The 20,304-nt window shown below is 41.3% G+C and carries 20 protein-coding genes and 2 pseudogenes; 10 read left to right on the forward strand and 12 right to left on the reverse strand.

The genetic code is table 11. The annotated features are described in order from the left end of the window. Positions 1-600: molybdenum cofactor guanylyltransferase MobA (gene mobA / locus C3Z13_RS01110; RefSeq protein WP_103854734.1), on the reverse strand; the 600-nt coding region annotated here is incomplete at its 3' end. 194 nt (positions 601-794) lie between these two features. Here mobA and C3Z13_RS01115 point away from each other — a divergent pair. The 5 genes and pseudogenes from C3Z13_RS01115 (at position 795) to C3Z13_RS01135 (ending at position 4,027) form a co-directional block, all read left to right on the forward strand. After that, positions 795-1,060, forward strand: a pseudogene (locus tag C3Z13_RS01115) (YihD family protein). A gap of 11 nt (positions 1,061-1,071) precedes the next feature. Then, positions 1,072-1,704 carry a thiol:disulfide interchange protein DsbA gene (dsbA, locus tag C3Z13_RS01120; RefSeq protein WP_103854735.1) on the forward strand — a complete coding sequence of 211 codons (633 nt, stop codon included), beginning with the start codon at positions 1,072-1,074 and terminating at the stop codon, positions 1,702-1,704. A 73-nt stretch (positions 1,705-1,777) separates the two neighbouring features. Continuing rightward, on the forward strand, positions 1,778-2,107 hold the full coding sequence (locus tag C3Z13_RS01125; RefSeq protein WP_103853619.1) for a MaoP family protein: 330 nt from the start codon (positions 1,778-1,780) through the stop codon (positions 2,105-2,107). Between the two features lie 75 nt (positions 2,108-2,182). Continuing rightward, positions 2,183-3,275, forward strand: a pseudogene (trmA, locus tag C3Z13_RS01130) (tRNA (uridine(54)-C5)-methyltransferase TrmA). Then, entirely contained in the window at positions 3,257-4,027 is a 771-nt protein-coding gene (locus C3Z13_RS01135; protein WP_103854752.1) for a class I SAM-dependent methyltransferase, read from the forward strand. Before trmA ends, C3Z13_RS01135 begins: the two are co-directional and overlap by 19 nt. Before the next feature lie 371 nt (positions 4,028-4,398). On the opposite strand, the gene C3Z13_RS01140 is transcribed toward C3Z13_RS01135, so the two are convergent. The 3 genes from C3Z13_RS01140 to C3Z13_RS01150 are packed head-to-tail and all read right to left on the reverse strand — an operon-like array spanning position 4,399 to position 5,960. Continuing rightward, the gene (locus tag C3Z13_RS01140; protein WP_245872489.1) at positions 4,399-4,803 is read right to left on the reverse strand and encodes a DUF2846 domain-containing protein; all 405 of its coding nucleotides are present in this window, start codon (positions 4,801-4,803) and stop codon (positions 4,399-4,401) included. 45 nt (positions 4,804-4,848) lie between these two features. Beyond that, complete coding sequence (locus tag C3Z13_RS01145) at positions 4,849-5,457, reverse strand: outer membrane protein (protein ID WP_181021990.1); 609 nt, start codon at positions 5,455-5,457, stop codon at positions 4,849-4,851. A 20-nt stretch (positions 5,458-5,477) separates the two neighbouring features. Beyond that, entirely contained in the window at positions 5,478-5,960 is a 483-nt protein-coding gene (locus C3Z13_RS01150) for a hypothetical protein (RefSeq protein ID WP_103854737.1), read from the reverse strand. A gap of 138 nt (positions 5,961-6,098) precedes the next feature. On the opposite strand from C3Z13_RS01150, the gene C3Z13_RS01155 reads away from it, so the two are divergent. Continuing rightward, entirely contained in the window at positions 6,099-6,497 is a 399-nt protein-coding gene (locus C3Z13_RS01155) for a helix-turn-helix domain-containing protein (RefSeq protein WP_103854738.1), read from the forward strand. A gap of 13 nt (positions 6,498-6,510) precedes the next feature. Here C3Z13_RS01155 and plsY read toward each other — a convergent pair whose 3' ends face one another. Further along, complete coding sequence (gene plsY / locus C3Z13_RS01160; protein WP_103853613.1) at positions 6,511-7,113, reverse strand: glycerol-3-phosphate 1-O-acyltransferase PlsY; 603 nt, start codon at positions 7,111-7,113, stop codon at positions 6,511-6,513. A 99-nt stretch (positions 7,114-7,212) separates the two neighbouring features. Here plsY and folB point away from each other — a divergent pair, with 99 nt between their 5' ends. After that, positions 7,213-7,569 carry a dihydroneopterin aldolase gene (gene folB, locus C3Z13_RS01165; RefSeq protein WP_103854739.1) on the forward strand — a complete coding sequence of 119 codons (357 nt, stop codon included), beginning with the start codon at positions 7,213-7,215 and terminating at the stop codon, positions 7,567-7,569. After that, on the forward strand, positions 7,566-8,459 hold the full coding sequence (locus C3Z13_RS01170; protein WP_103854740.1) for a DMT family transporter: 894 nt from the start codon (positions 7,566-7,568) through the stop codon (positions 8,457-8,459). The genes folB and C3Z13_RS01170 overlap by 4 nt, the downstream gene beginning before the upstream one ends. A gap of 71 nt (positions 8,460-8,530) precedes the next feature. Here the strand turns inward: C3Z13_RS01170 and C3Z13_RS01175 are convergent, their stop codons facing one another. From C3Z13_RS01175 to hemC, 7 genes are all read right to left on the reverse strand, one after another. Continuing rightward, a complete protein-coding gene (locus tag C3Z13_RS01175) occupies positions 8,531-10,063 on the reverse strand; it encodes a pyridoxal phosphate-dependent decarboxylase family protein (RefSeq protein WP_103854741.1) in 1,533 nt (510 codons plus the stop codon). A gap of 77 nt (positions 10,064-10,140) precedes the next feature. Beyond that, on the reverse strand, positions 10,141-11,505 hold the full coding sequence (locus C3Z13_RS01180; protein ID WP_103854742.1) for a diaminobutyrate--2-oxoglutarate transaminase: 1,365 nt from the start codon (positions 11,503-11,505) through the stop codon (positions 10,141-10,143). A gap of 292 nt (positions 11,506-11,797) precedes the next feature. Further along, positions 11,798-12,235 (reverse strand): PNPOx family protein, encoded by a 438-nt coding sequence (locus C3Z13_RS01185; protein WP_103854743.1) that lies wholly within the window; start codon positions 12,233-12,235, stop codon positions 11,798-11,800. Positions 12,236-12,274: 39 nt separating this feature from the next. After that, complete coding sequence (locus tag C3Z13_RS01190) at positions 12,275-13,564, reverse strand: heme biosynthesis protein HemY (RefSeq protein WP_103854744.1); 1,290 nt, start codon at positions 13,562-13,564, stop codon at positions 12,275-12,277. 11 nt (positions 13,565-13,575) lie between these two features. Then, positions 13,576-15,078 (reverse strand): uroporphyrinogen-III C-methyltransferase, encoded by a 1,503-nt coding sequence (locus C3Z13_RS01195; protein ID WP_103854745.1) that lies wholly within the window; start codon positions 15,076-15,078, stop codon positions 13,576-13,578. A gap of 19 nt (positions 15,079-15,097) precedes the next feature. Then, complete coding sequence (locus tag C3Z13_RS01200) at positions 15,098-15,850, reverse strand: uroporphyrinogen-III synthase (RefSeq protein WP_103854746.1); 753 nt, start codon at positions 15,848-15,850, stop codon at positions 15,098-15,100. A gap of 32 nt (positions 15,851-15,882) precedes the next feature. Further along, a complete protein-coding gene (gene hemC / locus C3Z13_RS01205; protein ID WP_103854747.1) occupies positions 15,883-16,812 on the reverse strand; it encodes a hydroxymethylbilane synthase in 930 nt (309 codons plus the stop codon). A 179-nt stretch (positions 16,813-16,991) separates the two neighbouring features. On the opposite strand from hemC, the gene C3Z13_RS01210 reads away from it, so the two are divergent. Together C3Z13_RS01210 and C3Z13_RS01215 are read left to right on the forward strand one after the other, a co-directional pair. Beyond that, positions 16,992-19,484, forward strand: a complete 2,493-nt coding sequence (locus C3Z13_RS01210; RefSeq protein WP_103854748.1) for a class I adenylate cyclase — start codon at positions 16,992-16,994, stop codon at positions 19,482-19,484. 11 nt (positions 19,485-19,495) lie between these two features. Further along, positions 19,496-20,125, forward strand: a complete 630-nt coding sequence (locus C3Z13_RS01215) for a response regulator (protein WP_103853604.1) — start codon at positions 19,496-19,498, stop codon at positions 20,123-20,125. Positions 20,126-20,304 lie beyond the last annotated feature (179 nt).

Below are 20,304 nucleotides of genomic sequence, written 5' to 3' on the forward strand. Positions count from 1 at the left end.
CACTTCGCTTTCTAAATCCGCTAGCGTATTAAAATTTTGGAACGCCTCTTTCTGATCGTGAACATCTACCGCAATCGCACCATTTTCTCGCATAAACTGCAACATTCGCCGCTCACCGCTGTGTAAATAAGTGGCGAGCTTTTCCGCTAGCAAGGTGGAAACCAAACAGAATGTGGGGTGTTCACGCTCACCATCGGTGGCATAAGTGAGTAAAACTGGCGAATTTTCCCCCGCACTTTTGCGATCTAGCAAAGATTGCAAAATGGGCTGTTGCAATTTTTCCAATAAATTCAACGGTAAAAAGGGGCAATCACAAGGTACAAACAGCACAAAATCACTCTCCGCCCGTTTTAGCCCTGTTAAAATACCGCTCAGCGGCCCTTGAAAATCCGCCAATTCATCGGCAAACACTGGCAAGCCAAGCTGCGCATAGCGTTCTTGATTGCGATTGGCATTCACCGCCACCTGTGCCACCTGATCTTTCAAGCGCTGATAACAATGCCACACCAACGGCTGCCCACGGAAAAGCTGCAATCCTTTATCCACCCCACCCATACGCCTTGCCCGACCACCAGCAAGAATCACTGCACTGATTTTCATCTGCCCTCGCTTTGCTTTTCAGCCTATCAAATGGCTTCATTCTACTTGATAAATCCGCAAATAAAAAAGTGCGGTGGAAAAATTGTATGTTTTTCTACCGCACTTATTAAAGCGCTTTTTTCCGCCAGCTTATTCCTTTCTCCCCGCAATTACAGTATTATTTAGCCCTTCATTATCCAAGGTAAGGAACTGTTATGAAATGTCATCGTCTAAATGAAGTGTTGGAATTGTTGCAACCTTATTGGTCGCAAGATCCTGATTTAAGCTTAACCCAGATTTTGCAGAAAATCGCTGATGAAGCGGGGTTTGATAAACCTGTGGCAGAATTAACGGACGAAGTGATTATCTATCATTTGAAAATGTATGGCACAGATAAGCACGAGCCGATCCCTGGGATTAAAAAGATTATGAAGAAGATTTTAAAACCGCGTTGCTAAAAGCGCGTGGCATTATTGAATAAGGAAAGTTGTAATGAAAAAATTTCTTGTTGCCTTAGCATCATTATTTTTTGTGGCGAATGTACAAGCTGCGGATTTAACAGAAGGAAAACAATACATTGCGTTAAACACTGAACGCGCAGTTCAGCCTGAAGTAATTGAGTTTTTCTCTTTTTATTGCCCACATTGTTATGCCTTTGAAATGGATTATCACATTCCTGAGAAAGTGAAAGCAGCCCTGCCTGAAGGAACAAAATTTAAGCAATATCACGTGAATTTCTTAGGTTTTCAATCAGAAAATCTCACTCGCGCTTGGGCATTAGCAATGGCCTTAGGCGTGGAAGAGAAAGTCAAAGCACCATTATTTGAAGCGGCGCAAACTGCGGTGAAAAATCGTGATCAAAGTGCGCCAAGTTTAGATGCTATTCGTCAAATTTTTATTGATAGCGGGGTAAGTGCAGAACAATTTGATGGCGGGATTAACAGCTTTGCGGTAACGGGTTTGTACAATCAGCAAGTGCAAGCGGCTGAGCGTTTTAATGTACACGGTGTGCCAGATTTCTATGTGAATGGTAAATATCGTGTGAACCCTGAAGGGCTATCGCACAGTGAAGAAGGTTTCATTCAAGATTATGTAGAAACCGTGAAAGCCTTGCTACAAAAGTAACAAATAAATTGCAAAAATAAGCAAAAATTGGTTTAATGCGTGCCGATTTTGAATTCGCAATATTGAGGATATTATGGCAGAAAGTTTTAGCGTAACGCGTCGTTTTTTTGACGATAAAAACTATCCCCGCGGTTTTGCTCGCCACGGTGATTATACAATCAAAGAATCTCAAGCTTTAGAGCAATATGGTCAAGCATTTAAAGCCTTAGATAGTGGTGAGCGTGCGCCTGCAACAGAAGAAGAAAAAGCCTTTGTGGCATTTTGTAAAGGCGAGCGTCAGCCAGAAACGTTCTTTGAAAAAACGTGGAATAAATACCGCACTTTAACCAGCACCACAAAACGTGTTTATACTTTATCTGGCGTGGTAGCGGATAACCTAGAAGAGATGAGCAACGCGGATTAATCTGCCTAGCAAGATCATAAGGCTTGAGCAATCAAGCCTTTTCTTTTTGTTGGCAACGAATAATGAGAACTATCAATGCAAGCCTTACCTATCGAAAAATATGATGAATTATTGGCAGAAAAACGCCAAAAATTGACCGCACTTTTAGCGCCCTTTAATGCACCAGAATTAGCAGCATTTGATTCGCCAAAACAACATTATCGTATGCGTGCTGAATTTCGTGTTTGGCATCAAGATGATGATTTTTATCATATTATGTTTGACCGCCAAACGCGTAAGCCTTATCGCATTGATCATTTTCCGATTGCCAGCCAGCTTATCAATCAGATGATGCAAGCGCTTTTGCCGTTGCTCAAACAGCAAACCATTCTCAAGCATCGTTTATTCCAAATTGATTATCTCAGCACCCTGAGCAATAAAATTATCGTCAGCCTGCTTTATCACAAAGTGCTTGATGAACAATGGCAACAGGCGGCGGTAGCATTACGCAAACCCTGCAACAACAAGGTTTTGACCTGCAGATCATCGGCGTGCCTCTAAACAAAAAATTTGTTTAGATCAGGATTATGTGGACGAAATTCTGCCTGTAAACAGCAAAGAATATATTTATCGCCAAGTGGAAAACAGTTTCACGCAGCCCAATGCGGTGGTAAATAGCAAAATGTTGCAATGGGCGATTGATTGCACCCAAAACAGCCAAGGGGATTTGCTCGAGCTTTATTGTGGCAACGGCAATTTTTCTATCGCGTTGGCGCAAAACTTTCGTAAGGTGCTGGCAACAGAAATCGCCAAGCCATCGGTTGCTGCCGCGCAATTTAATATCGCCGCAAACCATATTGATAATTTGCAGATTATCAGAATGTCGGCAGAAGAATTCACCCAAGCAATGAACGGCGTGCGTGCCTTTAATCGTTTAAAAGGCATTGATTTGCAAGCTTATGATTGCAATACCATTTTTGTTGATCCGCCACGAGCAGGGCTTGATCCTGACACGGTAAAATTGGTGCAACAATATGATCGCATTTTGTATATTTCCTGCAATCCGTACACTCTATGCGACAACTTGCAAACCCTGTGCCAAACTCACCGCATTGAGCGTGCGGCGCTGTTTGATCAGTTCCCTTATACTGAACATATGGAATCTGGTGTATGGTTGATCCGAAAATAGCCGTGCAACTGATTTGCGAAACAAAAAATTCGCAAAATTTCACCGCACTTTGTGAACAACAAGGTTTAATTCACCAGCCAGACAGCCCGTTGGCCTTAGTACAAACGGAACAAAACGGCATTGCGCGTTTAGAATTACGCAAATTAGACGAACCCAAATTAGGCGCGGTCTATGTAGATTTTGTCAGCGGTGCAATGGCGCATCGGCGCAAATTCGGCGGCGGACGTGGCGAAGCCATCGCTAAAGCCGTTGGCATCAAAAAAGATTATCTGCCTAGCGTCATTGACGCCACCGCAGGGCTAGGGCGTGATGCCTTTGTCCTTGCTGCCATTGGCTGCCAAGTGCGCTTAGTAGAACGCCACCCTGTGGTCTATTTATTACTACAAGACGGCTTGCAACGGGCTTATCAAGATGCTGAAATCGGTGCAATGATGCAACAAAATATGCAGTTATTGCCGGTAAAACAGATTGATGAACTTGCTCAACAAGGCACGAAAGCAGATGTGGTGTATCTCGACCCAATGTATCCCCACAAAGCCAAAAGTGCCTTAGTCAAAAAGGAAATGCGCGTTTTTCAGCATTTAGTTGGCGCAGATGAAGACGCTGACCAACTGCTTGCCCCCGCCTTACAAATTGCACAAAAACGTGTGGTAGTAAAACGCCCCGACTACGCCCAATTTCTCGCCGAAAAAGCCCCGCACTTTAGTCGTGAAACGAAAAATCATCGCTTTGATATTTATACTGTGATTTAGAGGCATGACTTAATAAAATAGACTTGGTACTGCCACTAGAACTAGTGTTTGCCACATTTTATGCCCTCATCACGTTTAATTTGAATTTGGGGAAATAGTATCTTTTCTTAACCACATACAGCTACTTCTTTTAGAGGCATAGAGATTATAGTGCGCCATCCAGCGTATAAGAGCAGTTGAAAATGCTGATGAACCAACAATGAGTTTGTTATGACAAAAATAACACGCAATGACTTGCCATCTAAAAATCGATTACATTTGGACATAAAAAATCTGCCCTCTTAATAAGTTGGCTGTTTAATCCAACTTTTGAAGGCAGATAGAATGGAATAGCCTTTTAGATATGAATTACTGTAGCGAACGAGCAAGTTTTAACTTTTTAATAGCCGCTTTTGCTTTTTCTTCATCAACCGATTCAAGGTTTGCACCACCAACAAAAAAACCATTCTTATATACTGGCGAATAAAATAGTTCTTTCCGCCTTGAGTTGTAATATACAAATCATTATTACCAAATTCTGATTCAGTGGAAATTTTATGTTTTCCTGGCTTAACTGTTTTATAGAAATAAATATTTCGTGCGGATTCACCAATAAATTTATCATCAATATAGAGGTTTTTCTTCAATCCTGCACCTAAAATAGAGCCATCACGATAAATATATATCCCTGATTTATCCTTTGTTGGTGCATTGAACTGTTTGGCTTGCACATTTTCAGACTCTGGAGCAACAGCTACTTTCGCACAGCCGGTTAAAATCAAGGTACCTACCAACATTAAAACTGAAAGAATTTTTTTATTTTATTCACCATTTAACTTTAATTAGAATAAATAGCTAAAGTTTACACCGATGGTATTGCTCTTAAATTCAATACTGTTTTTACCCTCTAAGGTTACGCGACTGTAATCAAACCCTGCAACAAAATTATCAGTAATTTTTGCTTTCACACCAGCACCATAGCTAAAACCCACTGCACCGCTGTTCTCAAATGTCACACGATTAAATGCAGGGTTGCTGTCATTCATATCAAAGTTACCATATTCAGCCCCAATTTTTACATAAGGTAAGAAGCGATCAATTTGGTATCCTTGCAAATAATGTACGCCTAAACGTAGGTTTTCTTTAGCAATTTCATTTCCTAGTTCATCTTTAACTTTGTTATTAGGAAGGCTGATTTTACCCTCAACGACCCCAACAAAATTATTACCATAATCAAACATATATCCACCAACAACGCCCACACCAACAGAGCGAGAGCTAGAACCCGTATAATTACCATCATAATAGCTATAACCAAGTTCTTTTACTGGAATAGAAAAAGACTGTTTATTAAAATCAACCTCTGCACCTACGTAGAAGCCTGAAAAGCCATCAGCTTGGGCAAATAATGCTGTACTAGAAAATAATGCTGCCACTAAATATTTTTTCATAACATTTCCTCTACTCATATTTATAAATTAATTTTTTGAAGTTTATTACGCTGTTCTTCCGAGAGCGTACGAATATCAATAACTGTCAATGCTCTCTCTTTACCTTTATTTAAAGTCGCCACAACATTTGCAGGTAAACGATACATAGCTCCTGTTAAAGGATCAATAACAAGGTGTCCTAATGGTCCACCTATGACAAAATTGCCCCAATACCAACCATCTAACGTCGCTTGAATTTCGATTGTTTCTTTTGTAAAACCTTTTTTATCAAAAGTAATGAGGTATTTTTCAGGTTTAAAATAACCAGAGCCAGATTTCAATTTAACCACTTGTGGGGTAATTCCTTGGCTGACGATTTTCCCTTCTCTATTTGTAATCGTAAAATTTGCGCCCTCAGGGACAGATTGGATAGAAACAGGATAAGTGCTTTTACTCACAATCGTAGCACACCCTGTCAAGCCTAATGTTGTGGCTAATAACGCCACTTTTAATAAATTTTTCATAGATAAACCTCATTAAAGATGTAAAATGTCTGTTTTTAGAACGATGAAATTCTACAAAACTCATATAGTAAAAAACCATATATCAAAAAGACTGTTTTCTACTCATTTTGAGCTAGAATTGAACAAATGGAGCAGACAATGGCGATACACGAGAAAATCAGATTAATACGAGAAATGAATCATTGGTCGCAAGAAGAAATGGCAGAAAAAATGAATTTATCACCAAGTGGTTATGCAAAAATTGAGCGTGGCGAAACGCAATTACATTACGAAAAATTAAAGAAAATTGCACAAATTTTTGATATGGACATTTCTGAATTGGTCAAAGATGATCGTAATATTTGCTTTTTAATTAATGAAAATAGCCACCTTAGCTCTAATTATTATGCGACAAATGAAGCGGTTACCATTGAAAATGAAAAACTCAAATTAGCGTTAAGTTATAAAGATCAACTATTAGAACAAAAAGACAAAGAAATTGAATCCTTAAAAGAAATTATTGCGTTATTGAAAGCACAACACCCTAAAGAAAAATAAGTGCGGTCGTTTTTTACAACTTTTTCTTAAATTTATTCCAAACCTTATCTTCTTGCCCGCGCCATAGGCGTTGGATATTGTCGTGGTGGCGGTAAACGAGCAGACAGCAGACGAGCGCCACTGGAAAGGTGAATTCAGGTTTGTACCACCATACATAAAAAGGAATGGTGATGGCGGCGATAACTGCGCTTAAAGATGAATAGCCTGTGAGCAAAAATACCGCAAGCCAAGTGCCGAGCATCCACAGATCCACGCCCCAGCCGATAGGGGCGATTGCGCCAAATGCGGTGGCAACACCTTTTCCGCCTTTAAATTTAAAGAAGATGGGAAAGATATGCCCTAAACAGGCGGCCAGTGCAACCATGCCTAACTGAAATTGGGTTAAGCCAAGATAATAGCCCGCCCATACGGGAAGCATTCCTTTTAGAATGTCAAAAATCAGTACTGCTAAGGCGGCCCAACGCCCGCCGATGCGTAATACGTTAGTTGCACCGGGGTTATGTGAGCCTGTGGTGCGCGGATCAGGTAGGCCTGCTAGGCGACAAAATAAAATGGCGCTCGAAATTGAACCGAGCAAATACGCACAAAACATATAAAAAAGGGCGAAAAGGCTCATTTTTACCTACCTGATTCGTCAAGTGAAAAATTTGTTCGTCTATTGTACATAAACTTGGTAGCATACGCCTAATAGTATTTCAGGATATTGAAGGATTTTATGATAGATCGCATTTTTATTGAAGAATTGGTCATTTTCGCTCAAATTGGCGTGTATGACTGGGAACAACAAATCAAACAAAAGCTTATTTTTGATGTGGAAATGGCGTGGGATTGCCGTCAAGCAGCAGAAAGTGATGATGTGGCATATTGCCTAAATTACGCAGAAGTCAGCGAATTTATCATTGATTATGTGCAATCTAAGCCCTTTTTCTTAATTGAGCGCGTGGCTTATGAAGTGGCAGCGCAGCTTGAACAAAAATATGGGCTGAGCTGGTTAAAAATCAAATTAAGAAAGCCCAAAGCCGTAGCACAAGCCCGCAATGTGGGGATTATTGTGGAACGCGGCACAAGATGAATAGACAGCATTATGGCTATCTTTGCCTGATTTTAGCCACCTTATTTTGGGGCGGCAATTATATTTTCGGCAAAATGCTAAGCCATGAAGTGGATCCCATTGTGCTAACTTATCTTCGTTGGTTTCCCGCTGCGGTGATTTTGTATTGCTGTTTGCTAAACGTACCCTCGCTTTCTACCCCACTATTCAAAAAACGTGGAAAATTTTTGACCGCACTTTCTTTACTCGGCATTGTCATTTTCCCGTTATTTCTTTATCAGGGCTTACAAACCACCACCGCACTTAATGCCAGTATTTATCTTGCGGTTGTCCCGATTGCGGTATTATTGCTAAATCGTCTTGTTTTCGGGGATAAAATTCGCCCTTTAATGCTCGCAGGGGCAGTGGTGAGTTTCTTCGGTGTATTATGTTTATTAAGCCAAGGCGATGCACAAACCTTACTGAACTTTAATGTGAATAAAGGGGATTTATGGGCGATTGGCTCGGCCTTGAGCTGGGCGCTGTACTGCTGCATTATCCGCCTACGTCCAACAGATTTACCCAACGCAGTGATGCTCACCTTGCTTGTTGCTATTGCGATGTTGTGCTTTAGCCCAGTTTTTCTCTGGAAAGCCTTAACTGCCAGCGAACCGATTATCAGCCAAATTTCTACGAGCCATTGGGCAATGATTGGTTATTTGGTTATCGGGCCATCTATTTTGTCTTACGCCTTTTGGAATTACGGCATAAGCCTTGTGGGCGGCGCGAAAGGTGCGGTGTTTACCAATGTAACGCCGTTATTCGCCGCGTTGCTTGGCATTAGTGTGTTGGGCGAAGCGCTCTATTGGTATCATTTCGCCAGTGGCGCATTGATTGTGCTAGGGTTGCTGATGTGTAATCGGAAAGGATAATGCAATAAATAAAACGTAAAAAGAAACAAAAAGTGCGGTTTACCGCACTTTTTTCTTATCGTCTAGAAAGATTAATCAATCGCTGGCACATAATTGCCGGCAACGATCGCATCTTTGATGTTATCAGCGGTTTCCAGCACTTGACCAAGCAAGGCTTGCACGTTTTCAAGGGTAGCGATTGGACTAAGGGTGGTCATTTTTAAGGCTTGTACGCCATTGACTTTCGTTACCCCAATATTGGCTTCACCACGGGCGAACAATTCGTCTGCGATATTTTGGTTGAGATTATCAATAAATTCCGCAGGGTAATTCGCAGGATTGACACGGAATAACACCGAAGCGAACTGCGGTTCAACTAATAATTCAAGGCCTTCTGTGGCTTTGATGTAATCCGCCACTTCACGTGTGAGTTTCACCCCGTGGTCAATCATTGAGCCGTAAAGTTCTTCGCCAAGGGCTTCTACAGTGAACCATAATTTTAACGCGTCAAAACGGCGTGTGGTTTGTAGCGATTTTGCCACCAAGTTTGGCACACCGTGTTCTTCGTCATATTCTGAATTTAGGTAGTCCGCTTTGTAATCGATAAAACGGTAATTTTGCGGATCTTTAAGCAAAAATGCACCGCAAGAAATGCTTTGGAAAAAGTGTTTGTGGAAATCAAGGGTAACGGAATCCGCCAGCTCTAAGCCGTCTAACCAATGGCGATATTCATTGGAAAGCAACAATGCTCCACCCCACGCGGCATCAACGTGTAACCACGCATCATATTGATCAGCCAATTTACGAATGTCTTTGAGTGGATCGATTGCCCCTGCGTCAGTTGTGCCTGCGGTTGCCACAATGCACGCCACCAATTTTCCTTCCGCTTTAAGATTTGCCAAAATTTCTGCCAAGGCATTAACGTCCATTTGTGCATTTTCATTACAAGGCACGCTCACCACGGATTGGAATCCCATTCCCATCATTGCCATATTTTTTTGCACGGAAAAGTGCGCATTTTCTGAACATAGCACTTTTACACGTTGCAAGGCTTCTGCTGGCAAGCCATCTTGCTGCACAGACCATTCTTTGCCTTCCGCATTTTTCCAGTGTTTTGCTACACAAGCATCACGCGCCAATAGCACGCCCATTAAGTTAGATTGCGTACCGCCAGAGGTAAACACGCCCGCATCACCTGCCGCATAACCCACTTTTTCACGCAACCATTCGATCAGTTGCACTTCCATTAATGAACCTGCTGGGCTTTGATCCCAAGAATCCATTGATTGGTTGGTGGCGTTAATAAACACTTCTGCCACTTGGCTTGCCACCATGGTTGGGCAATGTAAGTGTGCTAAAGAATGAGGGTGATGCACTTTTAGGCTTTTATTTAAGAATAATTCCGTTAAGCGATCTAAGGATTTTTCTAAGCCAAAACCAGCTTGAGAGGGTTGAAAAGCAATTTCTTCGCGTAGCTGTTTAATGCTGCCGCCAGTGTACATTTTGTTATTTTTGAGCCAATTTCCTACCGCACTTATTGCTGTTGCCATATTTTTTTCATAATCAGCGATAGATTGTGGATCATTGCAAAGAAGGGATTGTTTGTGTTTTGCGAAATCGACCATTGAGAATTTCCTGAAAGATGATTGAGATAAAAATAGCTAAAAGGGGCGTTACACACCCCATTTAGCTAGATTAATAATTAGCCACGCACGGCTTTTAATGCGTCTGCGACAGATTGAGCAAAGCGTTTGATTAACTCTTCGCTTTCCGCTTGCGTGATGATGAGTGGGCAAAGAATACGCACCACGTTACCACCACGTCCGCCACGTTCTAACAATAACTTATTGTTAAAGCAGGCTTTTTGAATTGCCGCGGCAAGTTCACCATCTGCTGGATAAGCACCGATGCGATCTTGTGGTTTACGCTCATCAACAATCTCAATACCGATCATTAAACCACGTCCACGCACGTTACCGATACAAGGATACTGCTGGGCTAATTTCTTTAATTCAGTTTGTAAGAAATCACCGCGTTCTAAGGCATTTTGTGCCAAGTTTTGCTCACGCATTACTTTTAATGACGCATAACCTGTCGCCATTGCCATTTGGTTGCCGCGGAATGTGCCTGTGTGTCCTGCTGGTTGCCACGCATCAAATTCTTTGCGAATGGCTAGCACCGCTAATGGTAAACTTCCGCCTACCGCTTTTGACATGACAACGATGTCTGGCTCGATGCCTGCATATTCAAAGGCAAACATTTTTCCTGAACGGCAGAAGCCTGCTTGTACTTCATCAAGGATTAACACGATACCGTGTTTTTGGGTCACTTCACGGATTTTTTGTAACCATTTCACTGGCGCAGTAACCACACCGCCTTCTCCTTGAATGGCTTCAAGGATCACGGCTGCAGGTTTTACCACACCGCTTTCAACATCTTCAATAAAGTTTTCAAAATAATAGGTTAAAGCATCAACACCTGCTTCACCACCTAAGCCTAATGGACAACGATATTCGTGCGGATAAGGCATAAATTGCACGCCTGCCATTAAGTTTTGTACCGCGTTTTTCGCGTTTAAGTTGCCTGTCATCGCCAATGAACCGTGAGTCATTCCGTGGTAACCACCAGAGAATGCGATAACATTACCACGCCCCGTGTAGGTTTTAGCAAGTTTTACCGCTGCTTCTGTGCCATCAGCACCAGAAGGGCCACAGAATTGCAAGCGATACTGATCTTTCGGGAAGAAAGAAAGCAGTTCTTCGGTAAATGCGTCTTTTAATGGCGTGGTTAAATCTAATGTATGAAGTGGTAAACCACTGCTTAATACGTCTTGAATAGCTTGGATCACCGCTGGGTGATTATGTCCAAGGGCTAATGTACCTGCACCAGCTAAGCAATCAAGATATTCATTACCTTCTACGTCCGTTACCCAGCAGCCTTGTGCTTTTGCGATCGCCAATGGCAATTTGCGTGGATAACTACGCACATTGGATTCCATTTCATTTTGACGAGTAAGGTAGTATTCGTTGGTTGCGTTGTTGATTGGATTTACAGGAGTGTTTGTCATTTTTAATCTATACCTTCGATAAGAGGTTAAAAAAATAAGTCGGGTGCCTTGCGGGATAACGTCATATGCGTTATAAGCCTAAGCTTTCTTATTCTTCCAAATAAGATGCCATGGGGCATTTGACTCGCTACTTATTAAAAAAAGCGTTTCAGCTTTTTTATTTTTCCATATTTTTTCCAATTTGGAAAACAGAGATTTCGTAAAGCCGAAGCCCTACAAAAGACGGCATATAGTACCCTTTTTTGCTAGAAAGAAAAGCAATTTTTGTGAGTTTGGGGAAAATAATCAAAAATTACACCGCACTTGCTCTTTTCCAGTAAGTTTTCTGGGCAAAAACGAATTTATTGCTGGTATGTTTGATTTCATCAAGCTCAATTTTCCATAAATCCGTGTTCATTAAACGTGCAAAGGGGTAACGCTCATAATAGCGTTTAAGGGCGGATTTTCGGGTATCTTCATTAAGCAAAATGGCACGTCCTTTAAATTGCACGCCTTCAATCTCACTCACTTTATCCGTTTGGGTGGCGATCGTGCCAACAACTAGATCACTTTGTTGCATAATTTGTGCGTGTTGGGTGGAAAGGGAAGAAAAGAAAATCAGGCTGACATTGCTGTCATCAAGCACATAAAAGCAGTTGGCTGCCCAAAAGCCTTGTACGCTATGTACGGCAATGCTCATCACGGTTTGTTGTTGCAAAAATTGTTGGATATTATCTGGAAGTTTTATCATAAAGAAAAATGCCCCGAAAGACAGGGCATTGGGTTTACCTTAAGGATTTTTGGCTTCTGTGGTTTGTGAGTGCGGTGGAATTTTCTGGCGTTTTTTCCTTTCTTCAGGAGCTAAGTTTTGCACCGACATAGCAGATTTCAAACTTTCTTGCTGAAGTTGTTTAGCCAATTCATTTTCACCGTTTTGCTCAAACACATAGATCGCCATTGTAATATCATTTGGCTCAAGCTGTGCTTTATTTTCAATGACTTTCTTGAAAGCTTCACTTGCTTTGGCAAATTCACCATTACGCACATACAAGTAACCTAAAGCACGGTTTGTGCAACAACAGCCTTGATCTTTACTTTGTTTCGCCCGTTTTTCCATAATTTTCAGCAATTTGCTGTTATCTACTGGTTGAACACGGGTAATTTGTGTGCAAAGTTGTTGTGCCAGTGGGCTGTTGTCGTCCACTTTTTTCAAGGCTTCTAAGATCAATTTATAAGCGGTTTCGTGATCATCACTGTCAATTAAACGGCGAATTAATCCCACTTTCACATAAAGATCATTTTGACGTTTACGCGGTTGATCGTCCCACCATTTAAGCAAGCCGTCCACACCCTCTTCATTCATTTTCTCATCAAGTAAGCCATCTTCAACCCGATGTTGTAAGGTGGTAAATTCTTTATCGGAATATAGCCCTGAATTTTCCACTTGATCAAGAATTTTGTCCAAAGCTTCAAAGGCGTGGGATTTTAAGTAAATCTCAACCGCGAGTTTCAACACTTCTTTATTACGGTGGGTCATTACTAACAAGCTATCAATGGCGCTGCGTGCGGCAGGTAATTTATTTTGTTGTAACAAAATTCGCGTGCGGGCAATCTCAACAAGCAGATTATCCGTGCCTGCCAATTCGGTCGCTTTAATTAAATAGTGATTTGCGCCAAACTCATCACCACGCTGTTGTGCCGCTTCCGCCGCTTTAATAAAGTTTAGGATTGGCTCATCAGAATGTTTGGCGTTTTTACCAATCAATTTCTCGGCTTTAGAATATTGCCCTTCGTCCATTAACATTAAGCCTTCAAGGGTCTGTTTTTGTGCTTTAAGACGTTTACGTCGGGAGAACCAACCGTAAGTGCTGTTACTTAAACGGCAGAATTTGGTAATGATCCACTCAATACCATATACCACCGCCATTGCGATTACAAAGAAAATCACAAGGGTGGTGATGGACATTTCAATGCTGTATGTGCTGGTTTCTATTAGCACATAACCTTGTTTGCCCGATAAATAAGGGCCTGCGATTAAGCCGGCAAGTAACACCAGCATTAAAAATAGGGTTCTAAACATTGCTATTTCCTCTACTGTTGTGTTTGCTCAGATTTGTCAGAATTTTCTACCGCACTTTTATGTTCTGCGTCAGCTTGTTTTTCTGTATCAGCTTGATTTTCGCTCGGCTTTTCACTTTGGTTTGCATCACTTTGCGCTGCGTTGTTTTCAGATTTGTCTGTTACAGCTTGTTCTACGGGTGCAGCTTTCGCTTCTTGTGCTGTTTCTTTAGCCACATCTTTATCTACGGAAATCTCAATTTTTTGCACTTCTTGTGACGGTTTATTAAGCAATTTATCTAGCATATTTAAGCTGCTCAGTTGGGTTGGCACATCGACATAAATAGATTGTTCCGCCAGTTCGTCCACTTCATCTAAGAAGGTTTTTGCCACTTCCGTGTTGGTATCGAAATAACTTCTCACCCAAGACGCCACTGTTTCCAAGGACTGTTTATACAAATCATTTTGCTGACGTGGCACCGCCATAATCGCTAACTGTAAGCGTAAACGAATGTTTTCACGCAAATAAATATCTTGGTTTGGCGCAAGCAAGGCTTTGCTTTCAGCATTTTTTGGTGTAACGCGAATAAAATGATTTAAGAAAGAGGTCGCACTTTTCTCAGCATTTTCTTTCCAATCTTCCCAAGAGCCACTTAATTTTTCGTTAGCGGAATTTGGATCATCAAAATTCATGTTTAGCACGGTGAGTTCGTCCACGTTATTTGCCAGCTGAGAAAGGCGTTGCATAATGGCATTTTGATCGATATTGTTCACCGACAATAGCTGTTTTAAATCTGCATTAATGGCACTACGCACTTGCATCGCACGCGGATCAGACACCTTACTTAAGGTTTCATCAGCCACTTTTAATAGCGAAACCGCGGTATCCACATCATTATCTAGCACTAATTTGCGTAACGCATTGTTTAATAAGAAATCTGCTTCAGAAAGCAACCAATCATTTGGCTGCGCCGTTTTCTGTGCATTACTTAGATTCTTAACTTGATTTTGTAATGAGGTGATTTGTTGATCCTTAATTTCCACCATTTTTTCTAACGCCGTTAATTTGTCGTTGGTGGATTGACTGGTTTGGGCAAGCTGTGCAATTTTTGCTTGATCTTGTTTTAATGCGGCTAAATCGCTATCCATTAAGCCCTGTACGTTGGTTGGCACCGCGCGTTGTTCTAGGGCGGTTAATCTGCCTTGCACTTTGGTTAAATGCTGTTCTGCAAAATAATACCCTGCGCCGCCTAGGCCTAACGCCACTAATAAGGCTAAAATCGCCACACCCGTACCGCCTTTTTTAACGATGACGGTTTCAGGCTTAGGTTGTTCATTGTTTGCTGTAACTTGCTCTTGTGATGTTTGCATCGGTTCTTCCTTTGTCGTTTCAAGGGTGTCTTGCTCGTTTTTCACCACTTCAGTTTCTTGTTCAGGAGTTTCAGTTTGGGGGGAATTTTCCACAGGTTCGACAGATTGTGCCGTGTTTTCCACAGCAGGATTTTTACCTGTTTTTTTTGCGTGATGTTTAGCCATAATTTATTCCTTATGATTATTAAAACTCGTTAAATTGTAATAAGGTATCGCACAATGTTACATTATCTGCTCGTGGTGAAACGTCCACCTTTTCCCAGCCCATTGCGAAGGCAAAGCGTTGAATTCGTTCGCTAACCGTGATCAAACGGCAAGACTTCAGCCAATTATGTTCATTTTTGGGCACAAAATCTAGCAATAAACACAAAATTTCTTTGCTTGTGGCAAGAATTGTCGTAATCCCCGCACGCTTTAACATACTGGTTTGTTCAACAGGCTCATAAACTAACGGTTCACGGCGGTAGCATTCCAAGGTTTGAATTGTCGCCCCTCGTAAACTGGCTTGTTCCGCAAAAAATGCTCTCCCACCATTACCGCGTAAAATCAAAATGGTTTTATCGTGCAAATTTTTCATTGCCGATAAAGAAAGCACGCCCTCACTGGTTTCTTGTTGAAAAGGATAATGAATATTCTGTTCTGTTTGACTGGAAAAGAGCAGCGCGGTTCGCTGTCCGACCGTAAAATAATGTAAATCTGCTCGCCATTGAAAGCCGGCTTGCTTCAAGCTTTCTGCGCTGTAAGAGACCGCATTTTGCGATACCACAAAAACATAATCACCTGCGTTGAGTTGATTTAGCTGACGGGGTAAATCATTCAGTTCACGCCCCGCTTGAATGGAAAAGAGCGGAAAATGAATGGCCGCAATGCCTGCCTTTGCAAGCATTTCTACCAGTTGTTTGCCCTTTTCATCAGGGCGCGTAACCAACACTGCCATTTTCTTTTCCTTGCTGTTATAAGCCTAGACGATTAAATGCCAAGGGCTTGCAAAATTTCATCAGCGCCTTGTTTTAACAGGCTTTCTGCCACTTGCACGCCTAATTCTTGCGAATTTTCCACCGCACTTTGATTTTCTGCACGAATGATTAAGCTGCCGTCTGTTTTGCCTACCAAGGCTTTGAGATAAAGCTGGTTGTCGCGAATTACCGCATAGCCTGCGATGGGTACTTGGCAACCACCTTGTAAGTGGTTATTCATTGCTCGTTCTGCTAGCACACAGGCGGTGGTTTCGGCATCTGCCAATGGCGCTAATAATTGTTGGGTTTCTAGATCATCGGTGCGACATTCAATGCCCACCGCACCTTGTCCTGCTGCTGGCAAAGAGGTTTCCGTATCAATGAAAGAAGCGATGCGATCGGCCATTCCCAAACGAATTAAGCCTGCGGAAGCCAGAATAATGGCATCGTAATCGCCGTTATCTAATTTGCTCAAGCGTGTTCCCACATTGCCGCGCAAGGATTGAATATTCAAATCTGGACGTAAGGCTTTCAGCTGACATTGACGGCGTAAACTTGATGTTCCTACCACCGCGCCTTCAGGTAGCTCATCTAAAGTGCGGTAAGAATTTGACACAAATGCATCGCGCGGATCTTCACGTTTACAAATCACGTTCAAGCCTAATCCTGCAGGAAATTGCATTGGCACATCTTTCATTGAATGCACCGCAATATCCGCTTCGCCATTTAATAAGGCGTTCTCTAACTCTTTGACGAATAAGCCTTTGCCGCCAATTTTGGCTAAAGGCGTGTCTAAAATCACATCGCCTTTGGTAACCATTGGCACAAGCTCCACCGTAAGTTGTGGATATAATTGAGTTAAACGATCTTTAATATAGTTAGCTTGCCATAATGCCAAAGGGCTACGGCGCGTGGCGATTTTGAGTAGTTTTTTTGTCGTCATCGTGCAAAAAAGAAGATTAGAAATAATTGCCTTATCCTATCACTGTTGCTGAAAAATGTCAGTTTCCATTTAATTTTTTTGCTTTCCTGTGAGGCAAGTGATAGAGTAATACTTCAATTTCTTTTCAAAAAATGCGAGGAAATTGTTCATTTATCAATCCCTCTTTCCTAGGATATAAATTGAATTACGATATTAATAGTGCTAAAAAGCAAGTGGAATATCTTGATAAAGTGCGTTTTGAACGCGCAATTTCAGGGACATCTCAGAAATTTAAGCAAGTATTTCAAACAATTAGCTTGTTATTGCATCTCAATCACGAAAAATTACCAGGTTATATTGAAAATGCGCCAGCAGGGATTGCTGATTTTAAATTGTCAGACTATCAACAAAATTTCCTAATTAGACAATTTGATTTCACGGAACAGGATATAAAAAACTCGCTATTTTCGCACCGCACTTATGCGCCTATTTTAGGTGTGTATGTGATGGGAAGCATTGCCTCAATCAGCCAAACGTCCATTTCTGATTTGGATATTTGGGTGTGTCATTTAGAAAATATCAGCGCAGCTGATCGCAACTTATTGCACAAAAAAATGGACGCCTTGCAGCAATGGGCTTTAACCTTAGGGATCGAAATTAATCTTTACCCAATGGATCAAAATCGCTTCCGCTGCTTTCGTTATGCCGATCCTTTAACCGCGGAAAATTGCGGTTCAGCACAGTATATGTTGCTGCTTGATGAATTTTATCGTTCCGCCATTCGCCTTGCGGGTAAACCCCTATTGTGGCTACATTTAGCAGTAGAAAACGAAAAAGATTACGAAAATGAAGTGGCTCGTTTAATCGAAGAAAAGGTGATCGATCCTGATGATTGGGTGGATTTTGGCGGCTTAGGGGCATTTTCAGCTAATGAATATTTTGGTGCCAGTTTGTGGCAACTCTACAAAGGGATCGATTCGCCTTATAAATCCGTGTTAAAAATTTTGTTGTTGGAAACCTATTCGGCGGATTATCCCGACACTTACCTTATCGCGCAAGAATTTAAAGCTCGCTTGCTTAATGGGGACAAAAAACATCACTTTGATCCTTATCTCACAATGCTTGATCGCGTAACTAACTATTTGATTGGCTTAAAAGATTTGCAGCGTTTAGAGTTCGTGCGCCGTTGTTTTTACATTAAAGCCAATGAATATAACAGCAATGTAGAAAAAAATACGTGGCGACTTTCTCAATTGCAGAATTTAGCCAGAACTTGGGGCTGGCCGAAAGAATTAGTGCAAGAGCTGAATCAACGGGCGTGCTGGAAAATCAAACGGGTGCGAGAAAGTCATAATAATTTAATCAAATTCCTAATGTTTAGCTATCGCCATTTGGTGCAATTTGCCCGCAAATATAAGGTAAATTCCAGCATAATGCCGCAAGATATTAGCATTTTAACCCGTAAACTTTACACCGCTTTTGAAGAATTACCGGGCAAAATCACCTTGCTCAATGCGATGATTTCTTCTGATTTATCGGAAAAAAACATCACTTTTATTGAAGTGAAAAATAACCGTAATTTCAAAGATGGTTGGTATTTGGTTAATCAAACGCCTGATATTCGCGGATTTCAACAACAGCGCTATGTGGAATATAGCGAAAACCTCAATAAACTTGTGGCTTGGGCATATTTTAACCGCCTGCTTACGCCAAAAACCGAATTACATATTTTCAGCCCCAATGTTGATCTGCATAAATTACGCCACTTTGTCGCGGATCTTCGCTTGTCCTTGCCCGCCATCGTGCCTGTGGCAAGTAACGAAGAATTAAACCACAACTGCGAAATCAAAAATTTAGTGGTGTCGATCAACCTTACCAAAGATCCCACTGCACACTTATCCGAAGCCAAAGCCAGCATTGTCGCCAGTGATTTATTTAGCTTTGGCCCTGATGAAGAAAGTTTAGTCGGCAGCATCGATCTTACCTACCGCAATTTATGGAATGAAATTCGTACCCTGCACTTTGAAGGGCCAAATGCCATTTTGCTCGCATTAAAAGTGCTTTCTAACAAAATTTATCGTGGTGCAACTTCGCCACAAAGCGTCAATGTGTTTTGTTACAGCAAATATTATCAAAAAACCTTGCGCAACATTGTTACCGCCTTAATTCAAAAATGTATCAGCATTCAAGTGGGTGTGAGTGATGCACCACAAAATAACTTATTGCGTGTGGCAGGGAAAAACTGGCAATTTTTCTTTGAAGAGCGTGGAATTAGCCTACAAGAAATCCACAATCCGCCATTGATTGATAATAATGATTTTAATGTCGAAGTGCAAGAGCTCATCGAACATAAAGAAAAGCCACAAGCACGCAAAAAATATCCTTATGAAATTGACGCCTTTGCTAGCGAAGGCTTTTTACAATTTTTCTTTGAAAATAACTTGGATCACACATTCAACGTCTATATTTTAGATGAAGCCAACCGCATTGAGATTTATCGCAACTGTGAAGGCGAAAAAGAACAGAAAATTTATGAGATAAATCATATTTACCAGTCGGCAGGCTTGGAGGGAGATAATAATCCGTATAAAATTGTGCAACGAAATTTTAACTACCCACAATTTTATCAATTATTACCAAGTGATAATGGGATCAAAATTGTGCCGTTTTATAGCCGTTTGGTGTCATCATAATAGGGGAAACTATGCTTGATAAAATGAAAATATTGCTCATTGACGATCATCCATTGATGCGTCGTGGCATAAAACAATTATTAGAACTTGATGAAGCATTTGAAGTCGTTGGAGATGCAGGGAGCGGCACGGAAGGCATTAATCTTGCGTTACGCACTTCGCCAGATTTAATCATTCTTGACTTGAATATGAAAGGGTTATCAGGATTAGACACCCTTAAAGCATTGCGCGCAGAAAATGTGGACGCTCGCATTATTATTCTCACCGTTTCTGATGCGAAAAATGATGTGTTCACCCTAGTGGACGCAGGCGCAGATGGTTATCTATTAAAAGATACCGAGCCAGATCTACTACTTGGGCAAATCAAACGCATTGCACAAGGCGAAGTGATTTTAAGTGATTCCATTAAAGATCTGCTATTAGAACAGCGCCCAGAACAAGATCCAATTTACACCTTAACGGATCGCGAAATGGACGTATTACGCCTTATCGCCACAGGTTTATCCAATAAACAAATTGCAGCGCAGCTTTTCATTTCAGAAGAAACGGTAAAAGTGCATATCCGCAATTTGCTGCGTAAACTAAACGTTCATTCTCGTGTTGCCGCCACAGTGCTTTATTTTCAACACAAAGGTGCTTAACCATTTCAAAACAAAAGAGCGGTGAAAAATCCGCTCTTTTTTCTTATCTCTCTACTTCCTTTCTCGCTCTACAAAAACTTAACAAAAAAGCACCGCACTAACTTTATTACAATAAATGGAAAATCGTGCAAAATAGAGTGCGGTTGGAAATTTTGGTGTTTTTATTTCTAAAATAGATG

It is taken from the genome of Avibacterium endocarditidis (genome assembly GCF_002921145.1).
Taxonomy (GTDB): Bacteria; Pseudomonadota; Gammaproteobacteria; order Enterobacterales; family Pasteurellaceae; genus Avibacterium; species Avibacterium endocarditidis.